Source organism: Nocardia sp. NPDC005998 (assembly GCF_040614395.1).
Classification (GTDB): Bacteria; Actinomycetota; Actinomycetes; order Mycobacteriales; family Mycobacteriaceae; genus Nocardia.
The window spans coordinates 22,235-36,021 of record NZ_JBEXUI010000055.1; the positions used below are offsets into that span (position 1 = coordinate 22,235).

Here is a 13,787-nt window from a genome sequence, read left to right on the forward strand (position 1 = left end):
TCGTCGGCCGCCGCGCTCCGTTCGGCGGCCCGTTCACCGACCGCCGTCTTCGCGGCGCCGGACCGTAGGTACGGTCGCGGCCCCGGCCAATTCGCTCGATGGTGTCTCCGATGTCCGAGCGAGCTTCGACCACGGTGTTTCCCGGGGCTTGCGCGCCGTCGTCGCGCGCCGGTCCAAGGACTGGAAGGCCTTGGCGGGCATTGTTTTCGAGAAGGCCGCGCGCTGTGCCGATGCCCGGACCGCATGCGCCCATGGTGTCACGAAACCACGCGAACGGCTCGGACCGAGCGGCGGTTGCATGCGGGGGCCGATTCGACCGCCTTGGACAACACCGGAGGCGGTCGGCGCGTCATCGTCGAGGGCCGCGCCCGACAGCCGCGGTTCAGCGGGGGGCGCGCCGGACGCCTGCGGCTCAACAGGAACCACGCCAGGCGACTTCGGCTCAACAGGAACTACACCAGGCAACTTCGGCTCAACAGGGACCGCACCGGGCTGCCGCGGCTCAACAGGAACCACGTCGGACAACTTCGGCTCAACAGGAGCCGCATCGGACTGCTGCGGTTGAGCAGGGTGTGCGTCGAGCATGCGCAGTCCAGCGAGGGGCGCCGAGGGAATTTGCGGTTCGTCAACCCCTACGGCGGGCGATGTCCTGACGGACGGCGCGCCGGTGAACAATTTGTCGACGTCGCGTCCGAGCGGTTCGACGGCCCTGCCGATCACCTCGACGACGAGGTAGCCGATCAGCGCCCGTTCCATCTGCGTGCACAGACGCCGCGCCGCGGCGACGACGAGCGGTCCAGCGATCCGGGCCGTGGGCGTGGCCGTCATGGCCGCGTAAGTCGTTGCCAGCGCGGCCAGTTCGGTCAAGACCACCGCCTTTGTCACGGTCATGACATAGGCCACCGCATCCAGCGCCTTCGCGATGATGGCACATACCCGATCGAGTTCGGCCTGATGGTCCCCATCGGATCCGACCCATGTCGCGGCCAGGCGCTCGTACTCGGCGAGCGCATCCCCGCTGTCATCGACACCGGGCCCGCGAGTATTCGCGGCGAATGTGCGCACTTTGACCGCGAGCCCGCGCACATCGCCCTCGTCGATATCCGGGTATCGAACCCCGCAGCAGTCGAGGAATTCCGCGACGTCCGGCGGAATCTCCACCGCCACTACAGCACCCGCACCACGACGGCGTCACTGGACATGCGCGACCACTTCACGGTCGAACCGGAATACGGCGCCTCGATGACCATGCCGTTGCCCGCGGCCAATTGGACGTGCTCCGGCCCTCGCGCGCTGAACGAGCTCGCGGGGAATACCAGATCACCGGGCCGCACATCCGCCGCGGAGACCCGCACTCCGCTGTAGATCTGCTCGTAGGTCGTCCGCGGCAGCACCACATGGCCGTCGGAGGCCTGCGCGATTGCGTACTGGGTGAGACCGGAGCAGTCGAAGCCACCGCCGCTCGGTCCACCGGCGCCACCGCCGCCCCAGATGTACGGTGTACCGAGCCATTCGCTGGCCGCGCCGACGGCCTTGCTGCCCGCGGTTCCATCCGAGGGCACCCGAGGTCGGCCGCGCCGGCCGTTCGACAACACCGCGGACCGCGAACGAGCACGCCGACGACGACGTGGTGCCGAACTACCGGCCTTTCGCCGGGACAGCTCGGGCATGCCGGGCGGAATGATCTGCGCTGCCCGCTGACGCGCCGCCGCGACATCGGTGTCGACCTGTTTGGCCGCTTTGGCGATGGTCGTATGCGCCGCTTCGAGCAGGGCGGGCCCGCTGAACCGGGTGTCTCCGACCGATGCGATCGCCTGAATTCGCGATTGCAGGTCGGCGATCTGATTGGTCAAGCGATTGCGCCCGACGACCGTACCGTCCCCGGCCTCGCCCACGGTCTTGTGCACAACACCATCTTTGCCCGCATGTGATTCCGCGATCGTCGATTGGATACCGCGCGCATCGGCGTAGCGGGTGACGACGGATCCACCGTGCGCACTCAGGTCATTGGTCGCCGATTGGACGATGCTCGCCGTGGCGGCCGGATCGGGTTGCCCGTTGCCGTACAGCCCGAGCAGGGCGCGCAGAACCTCCTGGAGGTCACCCGTCAATGCCGGCGACATTCGACCGACTCGCTCTCGCTCATCACCGACCGCCTCTCCGGAACTGCTCGCCAAGTGTTTTGCCGGTTGGCACCGGTCGCCCCGAATCTCGGGGGTGACAACGACTATGAGGCAATCGCGCGAATGATTCATCTTCCCAGCGGCGGGAAGACACGACAATGGGAACAACTTCTGGGAGGCGGTGGCGACGATATGGCGGCAGAACTGGCGGGTACCGCGGCCGAAACCTGGCAAACACTCTTCGGCTCCCCCACCGATAGCAGTTCCGCAGAGCCTGGTGCTCCTCTCGGTTCGTCGCCTGCTGCTCCGTCCGGCCCACTCCCCGGCCCTCCATCCGGCCCACCGCCTGGCGCCCCAGGGAGCCAACCAGCCGCGGACGGGTCTACCCTGCCGCCCGGTGATCCGTCCGGCCAGTTTCCCGGGGCCGGGCCGGGCCACCCCCCGGGCGCCCCCGGTTCCGTCCCGGCCGCCACACCGTCCTACGCTCCGCCCGGCCCGACCGATACCACCACGACCCCCGCGGCCAGCAAGCCCAGCAAGGCCAAAACCGGTCACTACTGGACGGTGGAGCTGACACCGCCGCCGGGTGCGTCGGCGGGTTTGAAGGCATTCATCGCCATGGCCGAAGAGGCCATTCAAACTGCCGTCGACCTGCTGGGCCGAGGTACCCCCGAGCTGCCGCCCAAGGTCGACGACCTGCTGCGACCGATGATCTACGAGAGCATCGGCGATAGCCTGATGAAGAAGCAGTACGAGGAAGCTCTGGCGAAAGTCCAGTCCCGGCAGACCGCACTGCTGACCTACGACACCAAGGTCATGAAGACCTCGATCGTGGTCGCCGCGGGCAGTGATGAGACGCTGCGCGCGATCAAAGAGATCGTCGCCGAACTCCAAACGAAGATGAAGGCCCTCGGCAGCGGGAAGCTCAAGCCCGCTCGAGAGGTGGCTCTGATGAAACTGGTCGCCGAGGCGATAGACCTCGTGTACGAGAAGGTCGAGGCGGTCTACCAGCTCAACAACGATATGGCCGGAGACGGTAACAACGACTCCGGCAGCAGCGGGTCCGGCAGCAGCGGCAAGTCCGGATCCGGCAGTTCCGGCGGTGGTTCCGGCGACGGCGGGCTCGGGCAATTGGTGTCGATGCTCGGCATGCTGCCCATGATGGCAATGCCACTGGTGGCGCAGTTGCCGCAATTGCTGAAGCAGCACGACAAGAACAAAGACGACAAGGACAAAGACGCAGGCGAGGGCGCCGCGCAGACGGGCCAGGGCCAGCCGCAGGCAGCGGCACCCGGCGCAGCACCTGGCAGTCCCGCCCCGGCACCGGCAGCATCTGGCACCGGTCAGCCCGCAGCACCGGCAGCGACCGCGGGTACGGGTGCACCCGCAGCGGCCACGCCGGTGGCGAATATGTCCCCGGTGTCGACTCGCACCAGTGTCCGACGTGCGGTGAAACGGACCGCAACGACTCCGGCCGATAGCGAGACCGACGAAACGCACGAGAGCGATTCCGACGCCGAGGACACCGTGGATTCGCCTGTGGTGCAGGCATAGTCGCTGGTTCCTTCGTCCCACACCGGCAGGCGATATCGTATGCCGGGTAGTCACCATGGCCGAATCGGCCTGTCACCACCTCGGCCGAATTGTTCTGCTGCGAACTGAATTCCACTTGCGGGCTAGCGCATCGGCAAGCATGGTGCCGCTGCGGTGATCAGAGCACGGCACCGGTCGACTTGTTCCACTGCGGTCCCCATCGAGTTTCAGGGGACCGCAGTGTCATGTCAGATCGTCGTCGGCGCGGGAACCGGCGCCGGGGCTGTCGGCGCCGGCGGCGCCGCGGTGACCCCTGGCGCGCTCGGCGCCGCTGGCTGTTGCTGCTGCTGCGCGGAGTTGTCCAGATCGGCACCGCTCGGATGGAAGAATCCCTGGAACTCGCCGTAACCGCCGGTGCCGCCGTCTGGCGGGTTGTTCGGGTCCAGCGGCACGAGCTGGCCGTTGATGATGACCTCCAGTCCCGAGGGTTCCACCACGACAATCGCACTCCGATTCGCCCACTGCACCACGTCACCGGTATGCAGGTGCGCGCTGTCGACCGAAACCCACGGACTGCCCGCCGAGGGCTGTCCGGTCGTGCCCGCGTACGCCGACCTGGCATCGCTGCCGTTCGGATTGTTGAGCTCCTTGTTCACGGCCTGCGAGACCGCCGAGGACACCTTCTGCGTCGTGCCGTCCGGCAGCTTCATATCGACCATGGACCGCCCACCGGCGCCCGCCGGCGGCGGTGTCGCGCTGGCGTCCGCCTGGACCACATTGGTCGGCGTGTTCGAGGCAACGGCCGGCTGGGCCTGAGCCTGAGCCTGAGCCTGCTGCTCTTGCTCCCTGCGCCGCCGACGCCGCTCTTCGCGATCCTCTTCCTCGCGCTGCCTATGCTCGTCCTGGCCGTTGTTCCCCATCATCTGCGACATCATCTGCGACATCATCATCGGCAGCATCATCGAGCTCATGTCCATGCCGCCGGAACCCGAGGAAGCGCCGCCCGTGTTGTACCCGGCCTGCGTGGCCTGCCCGGCCTGCGTCGCGTTGGTTCCCGACTTGCTGTTCTCGAGCGCACTGATCGCCGAATTGATCGCGGACATGACGTCGCTGTTCGAGCCGCTGGTATCGGGCTTGCCGTCGGTCGTAGTCGAACCGTCGAGGAGATCCTTGAAGGTGTCGCCGTAGTTGTTGTCGTCGGGAGACGGCGTCGGGGTGGGGGTTGGAGTGGGAGTCGGAGTCGGGGTCGGAGTGGGAGTCGGGGTCGGAGTTGGTGTCGGATCGGGCTTGGGATCAGGCTTGGGATCGGGCTTGGGATCGGGCTTGGGATCGGGCTTGGGAAACCCAGGGAAATCCCCGAAATTGTTCGCACGTTCCTCGGCTCGGTCTGCGTAGTCGGAGACCTGTTTTCTGCAGTACTCGATCGCCTGGTTGACGAGACCGTAAATGGGCTTTTCTTCGACTCTGTTCTGTATACCAGGTGCTGTGAAGTTATTTTCGCTGAACGTACTCCCGCCATAGTATCCGGCATGAGGTTTTTGGAGTACCGCCCAGATATCGTCATGGGTCTGCTGAATCTTATCGTACATCCGCTGATATGTACGATAATTATCGTAAGTGAGTTCCTTGTGCTCCAGATCCCATTTATCTTCCATACGGTTCCACGCACCGGTCAGTTCATGGAGAGAATCCGAGGTCGATCGATATCCGTCTTGGATAGCGCCCGACGCCCCCCCTGCTTCAACTTCCGCGCCGTTTCCAATTTTTTCATAGAAGTCGCCACTCAGGTCGTCATCGAAGTGGTTAGTGTCCTTGCCATTCTTGGGAGAATCGAAGGCTATCGGCTTCTTGCCGTTACCCATTTGGAACATCAAATAGACGAGCCGAAAGTTCGCCAAATCGATGAATGTCTTCAGGTCGTCCGAAGCACTACCTGGGGGAACTCGGATCTTCAGCGGGGATTCACTGATAGCGTCGCCCGATTTGAAGTCCTTGTGGGTCCCTAAGAAATCATCCTTTTCCTGTTTATTTTTCTTTTCCGCTTCCAGTTCGGCTTTACTTTTAGTTGGTTTTAGGTCATTTTTCTCTTGCCGATCGTGGGGGTTGATAGCCCATATGTTCTTCTTGGAGTCCTCTTTCGCCCCATATGCATGCCCATCCGGGGTAACGAGGAAATCGGGTTTGTCATTGGGCCATTCACGTATTTTTTTCGGATCCCCTCCATCAGGGTCCACCTCATACAGGGTGACCGGGCCACCGGGCTTTTCCTGCGTGGTGTAGAAACCCGATGAGGGAGGTTTGTCCGACTTTGTTTCGTTACCGTCGCTGGTGTCCACGAAGTAATCGGTCATGCCTCACCCTCGACAGAAAACATTGCCGCAGCGATTGTCGCAAGCCTTATACCGGCGGCGCCATTGGTTTGATCGCCCGACGAGACGATAGTTCCGGAATCTACGCGCTCAGTGACCATTCGGCGGCCGTCCCGGACACCCCACCTGTAATTGCCATTCGGTGAGTACAGCCAGTCCCCCACAGTGAGGGTGTCCCCTGGATTGATAAAACTGGAACGATTTTCATCGCCCATCAGCACAACCCTCGATCACATGCGGCCAGCGAGCCGGTAACAGCCATACCGAATCCTCCCATCCGAACACCCGTCGGACCACTAGGGCTTCACACCTCCGGCGCCGACCGGCGGACGGTCGCACCACCCTCGTCATCGGCGCCCTCGAGTGCACTTGCGGCCGAATGCGCGGTATCGTCCACTTGTTGATGGCCATCCGCCACCGCGGTCCAACCGGCGCTACGAGCCTCGAGGAATGGTCGGCCCAGCTTCACCAGAAACGCGTCGGCCGCGTAACCGAGATTCGAATGAAAGTTGGCCTCATAATCAGGATCGTTTTTCGCCCGCTCGAGAAAGGAGCCGACAACGCCGCCGTGGGCCCTGCCCCGGCTGCGCAGATTTTGCGGATCTTGACTGAAATTGTCCATATAGACGAACTCTTTCCACTCCGAGCGATATCGCCATTCTCGCACATCCCCACCCCTGGGGAGAGTGGAGAGACAGCCGGAGGAGTTCGGACGAGCTGCTCAGGCCCTTGTCGGTCCCGCGCGGCCGGAATCAGAAACCGTCACCGAACTCGGCCTTCTCGATAATGTTGTACTCGGCTTCGGTGGGGAGCCCCAATGAGTCGGCTAGACGCGGTAACCCACCGTTGTACAGCAGCTCCGCACGGCGACCGACCCGGGACTTCAGGTAGGCCAGGCGAGCGACTCGCAAAATCTCACTGGCTAGCCAGTCGTCCGCGTGCTCCCCCACCTCATCGCCGAGATGTAGACCAACGATCGTGCCGCTGCGGTTGCAGGCCACGCCAACCGAATAGCCGGGGTTGAACGCTTCGTATACGAGGTTGTGCCAATCGGGCGGGGATTCGGACCTGACGCCGTCCGAGATATCCTGATCCGTCACCGCATCGCTCCTGGGCATCGTCGATCGCACCGGCAAGTCACGGCTGCGGCCGCAGCGTCTCGGGCCAGGTCGTCTCCTTCACGGCAATTTCGTGCTGCCGCGCGGCGTCGGTAGTGCTGTCCCGAATCGCTGCCATGATGTCGGCCACCAACTCCTGCATGCTCGGGGCGTGCGCGATCGTTCCGGGGGCGATGTACAGATCGGTGAGTTTGCCCATCGCGTCCAGTTCCGGAATGACCCGACCAGTGGGCGACGGGCGTCGGGCGCGAATCCGGTCGATCCGCTCGAGCATGTCATCGGCGGCATGCACCAGCGCCTGACTGGATTCCAGCGCCGACACTGTAAACGGATGCATCATGCGGGCCCACCTTTGCGCCACGACCGCGGCGCCCCCGGCGAACGACGAACCATCCCCTGGGGGACAGGGCATGGACCTGGCACCGCCCGAACGCGCATACCGGACCGTGCGGTCATCGGACGCACGGCGAGGTTGACGCCCAGCTCTTCTCGCATGCCACCTCCTCCTGTGGATGATAGGTTCCCATTCTTCATGCTTCCTGCCGCCTTCCCAATTCTGAGAAGAGGATGGAGGCCCGTCCGGCGTCCATCGAGACGCGAGTTGATGCGCTCATCGGGGGTGGTGGATCTTCATTGCACGCGCGACACGCCCTGCACGCGGACCGAACCTCGGCAGGCTTATCGGTGCCGAGCAGTTGGGCTGGGATTCTCCCCCGAGCACGGCATCGGCAAACTCAACGTCTACGGCACTCCCACCTGGACTGTCGCCTAGTTTGCGAGCGTCGGTCGGCCAGGACGAGACTGCTGCCATCGAACATCAGCGTGCAGTCGTCGTCCTACGACCTCACTGCCGATCCGGCGCCACAACAGGCGGCGGCGAGGTCGGGGCGACCACGGCACCGGTCGGCGGCCCCGCCGTAATCGGAGCGCTGACCGCGGGAGCACTGACCGCAGCGCCCGCTGGACGGGAGACCCGCTCGCCCTCGGCGACCGAGACCGCGGCCGGAACCTCCACGAATTGCGGATGTTCCACGATTTGCTCATGTGCGTAGATCGCGTCGCGCAGGTTCTGCCGCTCCGGCTCTTCGGCTAGTAACAACACCAATTCGTTGCATCTGCGCTCGAAGATCATGTCGCGCAAACCGGAAGATTCGGTGTCGACCCTCAGGTCGCCGAGTCCGACTCGGCCCACATCGACCCGGCGCGACAGCATCGACGCGGCCAACAGATCGTCGGCATCGCGCAGTTCGTCCCACATCTGCCGAGATACGGTCTGCCCTGTCGCCAAGCGCGCGAGGATTTGCTCGCGCAGTTGTCGCGCCCCGGCGGCATCCGCGCTGGCGGCCACCGACCGGCCGACTCGGGTGTGCGCATCCGTCGCCAATTGCACACAGCGCTCGCGCACCTGCTGATCCGACACGGTCGCAACGGATTGCAGCGCGGTCGGGGAACCGACCAGACCGAGCCGGTCCGCCGTATCCGGGGTGAACTCGCGCAAATCGACGTCATAGGTCGGACCGACAAGTCCTTCCATGGCCACGTCGCTCAGCTGCGTCCGCAGACCGGGATCGATCGGGCCGGAAGATACCAGCGCCGTCAGGCCCGCGTTCGCCTTCGGCCCCCAGGCCCGGCCGAATTCGACCAGTACCCGGGCTGGATCCGACACACTTTCCCAGGATGAGGTGTCCACATCGGGGCCGAGCAGTTCATCCCACAACCACGGCGTCGAGACTTCGCGTGGCAGGTAGAGCCTGGCGGGCAACCAGCCGCGACCCTCGTTCGAGGTGATGAACACGCCAGCACCGGCCGGACCGCGCAGCACCGCGACCGCCCAGGCCATGCCCACCGGCGAGTCCACGGCGGCGAGCACACTGCTGAGCAGGGTTTTGGCCAGTACCAGATCGTCGTTGACCGCATTGCCCACCACGTAGGCCGGTTCGGCCTCCTTATCCTTCGCGGCGGCGACGGCGGACGCGAACGGCGTGCCCACCGGCACCGGCATCGGGGCGGCATCCCCAGCCGCAGTGGCCCCGGTCGGCGGCTGACCCGAACCGCGATCGTCCATCGAACCGGTGGACACCGGTCCCACGCCCGGTCCGGAGCCGAGCGGCCCGGCCGACACCGACGGTGGTGCGGTTCCGGCTGTCACGCCGGGTGTCCCGGTCATCTGGTCCGGATGCGAAATCGCCCCCGGCATACCGAAAGTGCCGCCGGGCCCGGCCGATGGGCCGCTCGGCGGTGTCGAACCATTCGATGCTGCGGGTGCCATCGAGTTATCGGTCGATGTAGGTCCACCGCCTGGTCCGCCGCCCGGTCCGCCACCTGGTCCGCCGCCCGGTCCGCCACCCGGTCCACCGCCCGGTCCGCCACCGGGGCCGCCGGGCGGCGGGGTGTGCTGGGTACTCGGGTCCACACCGTTGGGCGTCGGCCCACTGTGCTGGCCCCCATCCAGTCCAGCGTTTCGAAGGTGCGATGCCATGTCGTGGTCTGCGCGCTCATAGGAATTCGCGGACTCCCGCAGCGACGTCGCGGTTTTGAAATGCTCCTCCGCGAGCGCTTTGCCAGCGCGCTCACGGGCGCCGTAGTACTTCACCAGCGCCTGGCGGACAGGATCGGCAATGGTGCCGTAGGTGGACTCGAAAGTGCCCAGCCACGCGTGCGGCGGTTCGGCCCACGCAAGAGTATCGCGCCCGACTTGCTCATGCTGCTGCGCCAGCTGGCGCAGCACCGCGGGGTCGATATTCATGCTGGTATCCGGCATTGTTCGATCACACCCTTTCCCACAACCGACTTCAACATTGTCGATCCTTCCCAGCGATGGGGAGCTCGGAAGCAACTCCCACCTGCGGGAAGTCGGATACGGCCGATCCATAATCGGCGGACGATGGCGCTGACGGATCCCGCCGAACGGGTGCCGGACAACGCCGACGACAGCGACGAACAGGGTGGGAGCCGGCAATGGATCAGTGGGAGCTCGAAAGCCTGCGGTCGGCGAACAACGGCATGCGGAACCAGATCGACTACGTCATGGACGTCTATGAGAAACAGCAGGCCCAGCTCGCCGAGATCCAGCAGCATCTGGACGCATTGCGGGTACGGGCCAGTTCATCCGATCAGCTGGTCGAGGTGACCGTGGATGGCGCCGGGGTGGTGACCGACGTTCGACTGACCGCGCAGGCGATGCGCGCGAAACCCGAAAACGTCGGGCGCGCGATTGTCGAGGCCGCCCAGGCCGCGGCACGGTCGGCGCGCTCGCAACATGACGCACTGATCGCACCGATCGTCGATACCGCCGAGCTCATGCCCGATCTGCCCGATCTGGTGCCCGGGGCCCCGAGCTGGCGCGCTGCCCGCGATTCCGCCGAGAACGACGGTCCGCGCGCCGGTTGAGTACTCCCATTCCTGGGAAGACCGCGCGCAACACGTGAGAATTGACGGCAGCAGGCGTGAGGAGTCCGTTGTGGCGCAGTCGTTGGAAGTCGACGAGGAGCGACTTCGTGCACTGGTACCGGAATTCGAAGATATCGGCGCCGACGCGCAGCGCATACTCGATCAGTTGAAGGCCGCGCTCGAGCGCGAAGGCGAACCCTGGGGCAGGGACACTCCGGGCAAGGCATTCGCCGAGACCTATGTGCCGGACAGAGACAAAGGAATCGCTGCTCTGGCGAAGACGGTCGCGAGTCTGCGTGAAGAGGGCAAGATCGTCAGCGACCTGGTCGACAGCTTCGACCGCCAGGATCGCGAGTCCGCCAACTTGATCGGCGACACCGGAAAACAGACGCCGCCCAATGGCCAGAACGTCGCTCCGACCACACCGACCGATCAATACGGGCAAGGTTGGCAGACTCCATCAGCAACGCACACCACACCCGATGCCACGCGATCGCCGACCGAATCGCAACCCACAACCGGCAACCGGTCTACACCGACTTCCACCGCGACACCCGATACCGCCGCTGGCGCACGGCCGGTCCCCGCATCGACACCCCCCGGCGGACCAAACGGATACGGCATGCCCGGGATGAACAGTCCGTACGGTGACGGTGTCGGCTCACCCAATGCACCCGACACATCCGATTCCCAACCAGAATCGGTGGACACCACCGGTGATTCAGCGCCACCCGCCGCTGTCCGACCAGCCGCCGACACTCCAGCCGCCGATCGCAAGCAGTCGGACACGCCGTGGTCCAGAAGTACGTCCGGTAGTGGTTCCACACCGGACACTCCCGCGCCGAAGGCGGCGGCCGCCGGACCCGCGCAGACATCGACACCGAGTAACGCCGCGCCGCGCGTATCGGCGCCGTCGAGTGTGCCGCCGCGGATGTCGCCCCCAAACCTGCCCGAACAACATCAGCAGCACGCCCGTCCGGCGCCGAAGGCGCCGGGCAAAACCTTCGGCGCCGAGTCGAAATCCGGCGCGCGCCATCCGTGGGCGGCCGACGCCGCGGCCGCAGGTGAAAACGCATTGCTCGCAAGGAAATTGGCCGATCGACATGATCTCGAGCTGGTCGGCTTCGACGATCCGACCGTCGACGGATACACGATCCGAGAAGTCGCGGCGGCACTCGACGACGTGCTCACCCAGTACCCATATGTCGATCTGCGGCAGATTGCGATCGCCGAATCCGCCGAATCCGCCACCCGCCTGGAGTGGGATTGGGTCGCGGGAGCCACTGGACCCGAGCCGTTCACCCGTCGCATCGTGCTCGACACCGTGGTCGCCCGCAATCCCGCGGTGTTCGCCGAATACATCCGCAGCGCAACGCATTCCGGAAAACTCGCGCGCGGGTCGGACCGGCGGCCGGTGTATTCGACAATGGTCCGCGAACTCGGACACGCTCTCGATGTCGCCGGTAACTTCCACGCCAGACAGGCGGCTCAGGACGCGCTGATCGCCGAGTTCACGCGCACCCGGGGCACCGCACCGAGCGCGCACGCGGGCACCGGGTCGAACCCGGAGTACGAGCAGTGGCGCGCCCAGCTGAGCGGCTACGGATTCCACAAAGGCAGCTTCGACCCCGGGATGGCGGTTGCGGACGCGTTCACCGAGGTCCAGATCAACGGTGCCGAGGCGGCGGCACCCGCAAAGGTGTTGCACCGCTTACTGGTCGACACCGCACGGAAGTCGGCGGCGCCGTGAGCTTCGGCGGTGGACACACCGCCGAAGCGCGGCACAGTACCTTCGAGACCGAACTGTCCGCCGCGGTCGGCGGTCGGCCGATGCGGATGCACGTGGGGTTGGGACCGGACACCGACTCGGCGTTGATCACCATCGCCCTGGCTCATCCGGATATCACCGACGACATGATCGCGACGGCACGCCAGGCATTCGTCACCGAGTCGGGTGCCGCCGACGTCGCGACCGACGTTGCGGGACTGCCCGAGCAACCAGCCGACATACCGGATGTGGCGCAGTGACTCTGGCACTGCCGGCGGAATTTCCCAAGTGGCTGGTCGAGGCCGTGGCAGGGTACTGGCCCGAATGCGACGAGGACGCCGTGCGCCGCGAAGGCGACCACTGGAAGGCGGCCGGCGAAGGCTGCCGCCAGCTCGGCAAGCGGCACAATGTGGCGTCCACAACGGAAAAGGCCGCCCTCCACGGCTACAGCGCCGACACGAAGGCGACCAGGAATGTGCAGCTCGGCACCGACCTGCACAACCAGGGCGAGTACTGCGATTCCATGGCCGAGCAGTGCTACAAGAAGGCCAACGACTGCGAATTCACCAAGCTACAGGTGATCGGAACCGGAATCGCGCTGCTGACGCAGCTGGCGGTGGATGTCTGGCTGGCCGCACCAGGCGTCGCGAAGGCGGCCGAGGATCGGGCGGCGGCCGAGGCGTCCTGGACCGCGAGCGCACGCCGGTACCACGGCAAGATCAAAAAGGTCGGGCTGGAGTGTGCCACCAAACGCAAGGGTTTGCCGCTGGCCAAGGCCACCGCCATCGGGTTCGCACTCGGTGCCGTTACCGCTGGCGCGGTCAATGCCGGTGCCCAGTTGTGGCAGAAGGAGGTATTTCATCACCGCGACAAGATGGACTGGGGGATGGTCGAAGATTCCGCGATCATCGGTGGCGTCGGCGGCGGCATCGGAGCGCGATTCGCCTCGCGTTTCGCGCCCGGGATAAACAAGTTCCTCGGCAAGGTCGCCGGGAAATCGCAATCGAATATCGTCCGCTACGGCGCACACGTCACCAGCGGGCTACTGATCGGTGGGCTCGGCGGCGTCGCGGGAGCTGTCGGCGGTGCGGGCGCAGGGATAGTTGTGACCGGGCATATCCCGAACGCCGACGAATTGCGAACGAGCGTGATCCAAGGTTTCGTCGGCGGCTTCGTCGGTTCGGCCACCATCTTCGCCCGCCCCTTGCCACCCGGGATACGAGTCAATCCCAAGACGGGCACCTCGAATTCGAATACCTCCAACACATCATCGAGCACTCCACCCAACGGTAGTGGCCCACACTCGGGTACCACACCGCCAGGGGGCACCGGACCCGGCGGCACCGGACCACACACAGGCACCGGACCAGGCGGCACCGGACCACACACAGGCACCGGACCAGGCGGCACCGGACCACACACAGGCACCGGACCAGGCGGCACCGGACCACACACAGGCACCGGACCAGGCGGCACCGGACCACAC

At 65.4% G+C, this 13,787-nt stretch carries 11 protein-coding genes and 1 pseudogene; 5 read left to right on the forward strand and 7 right to left on the reverse strand.

The annotated features are described in order from the left end of the window. Positions 1-33: 33 nt before the first annotated feature. Positions 34-1,161 carry a hypothetical protein gene (locus tag ABZ293_RS38920; protein ID WP_355189190.1) on the reverse strand — a complete coding sequence of 376 codons (1,128 nt, stop codon included), beginning with the start codon at positions 1,159-1,161 and terminating at the stop codon, positions 34-36. A gap of 5 nt (positions 1,162-1,166) precedes the next feature. Further along, positions 1,167-2,123 carry a C40 family peptidase gene (locus ABZ293_RS38925; protein ID WP_355189192.1) on the reverse strand — a complete coding sequence of 319 codons (957 nt, stop codon included), beginning with the start codon at positions 2,121-2,123 and terminating at the stop codon, positions 1,167-1,169. Positions 2,124-2,687: 564 nt separating this feature from the next. On the opposite strand from ABZ293_RS38925, the gene ABZ293_RS38930 reads away from it, so the two are divergent. Next, complete coding sequence (locus ABZ293_RS38930) at positions 2,688-3,677, forward strand: hypothetical protein (protein WP_355189194.1); 990 nt, start codon at positions 2,688-2,690, stop codon at positions 3,675-3,677. A 227-nt stretch (positions 3,678-3,904) separates the two neighbouring features. Here the strand turns inward: ABZ293_RS38930 and ABZ293_RS38935 are convergent, their stop codons facing one another. The 5 genes from ABZ293_RS38935 to ABZ293_RS38955 all read right to left on the reverse strand — a co-directional run bounded on the left by ABZ293_RS38935 (position 3,905) and on the right by ABZ293_RS38955 (position 9,904). Continuing rightward, on the reverse strand, positions 3,905-6,007 hold the full coding sequence (locus ABZ293_RS38935) for a hypothetical protein (protein WP_355189196.1): 2,103 nt from the start codon (positions 6,005-6,007) through the stop codon (positions 3,905-3,907). 322 nt (positions 6,008-6,329) lie between these two features. Further along, a complete protein-coding gene (locus ABZ293_RS38940; protein WP_355189198.1) occupies positions 6,330-6,692 on the reverse strand; it encodes a hypothetical protein in 363 nt (120 codons plus the stop codon). An 85-nt stretch (positions 6,693-6,777) separates the two neighbouring features. After that, positions 6,778-7,125, reverse strand: coding sequence for a hypothetical protein (locus ABZ293_RS38945; RefSeq protein WP_355189200.1), 348 nt, complete (start codon positions 7,123-7,125; stop codon positions 6,778-6,780). A 37-nt stretch (positions 7,126-7,162) separates the two neighbouring features. After that, positions 7,163-7,483: a hypothetical protein gene (locus ABZ293_RS38950; protein ID WP_355189202.1), complete on the reverse strand. Its 321-nt coding sequence runs from the start codon at positions 7,481-7,483 to the stop codon at positions 7,163-7,165. A 504-nt stretch (positions 7,484-7,987) separates the two neighbouring features. Beyond that, entirely contained in the window at positions 7,988-9,904 is a 1,917-nt protein-coding gene (locus ABZ293_RS38955) for a type VII secretion target (protein WP_355189204.1), read from the reverse strand. Positions 9,905-10,101: 197 nt separating this feature from the next. On the opposite strand from ABZ293_RS38955, the gene ABZ293_RS38960 reads away from it, so the two are divergent. From ABZ293_RS38960 to ABZ293_RS38975, 4 genes and pseudogenes are all read left to right on the forward strand, one after another. Further along, the gene (locus ABZ293_RS38960) at positions 10,102-10,533 is read left to right on the forward strand and encodes a YbaB/EbfC family nucleoid-associated protein (RefSeq protein WP_355189206.1); all 432 of its coding nucleotides are present in this window, start codon (positions 10,102-10,104) and stop codon (positions 10,531-10,533) included. 70 nt (positions 10,534-10,603) lie between these two features. Further along, positions 10,604-12,283, forward strand: coding sequence for a hypothetical protein (locus ABZ293_RS38965; protein ID WP_355189208.1), 1,680 nt, complete (start codon positions 10,604-10,606; stop codon positions 12,281-12,283). Then, positions 12,280-12,561 (forward strand): hypothetical protein, encoded by a 282-nt coding sequence (locus tag ABZ293_RS38970; RefSeq protein WP_355189210.1) that lies wholly within the window; start codon positions 12,280-12,282, stop codon positions 12,559-12,561. The genes ABZ293_RS38965 and ABZ293_RS38970 overlap by 4 nt, the downstream gene beginning before the upstream one ends. Then, positions 12,558-13,787: pseudogene (locus ABZ293_RS38975) on the forward strand (hypothetical protein); the annotation flags it as partial. The gene ABZ293_RS38970 and the pseudogene ABZ293_RS38975, both read left to right, overlap by 4 nt.

Excerpts from the sequence above, each read along its gene's own strand:
- ABZ293_RS38925 (WP_355189192.1), bottom strand. The coding sequence starts at position 2,123 with ATGTCGCCGGCATTGACGGGTGACCTCCAGGAGGTTCTGCGCGCCCTG.
- ABZ293_RS38935 (WP_355189196.1), bottom strand. The coding sequence starts at position 6,007 with ATGACCGATTACTTCGTGGACACCAGCGACGGTAACGAAACAAAGTCG.
- ABZ293_RS38950 (WP_355189202.1), bottom strand. The coding sequence starts at position 7,483 with ATGATGCATCCGTTTACAGTGTCGGCGCTGGAATCCAGTCAGGCGCTG.
- ABZ293_RS38955 (WP_355189204.1), bottom strand. The coding sequence starts at position 9,904 with ATGCCGGATACCAGCATGAATATCGACCCCGCGGTGCTGCGCCAGCTG.
- ABZ293_RS38960 (WP_355189206.1), top strand. The coding sequence starts at position 10,102 with ATGGATCAGTGGGAGCTCGAAAGCCTGCGGTCGGCGAACAACGGCATG.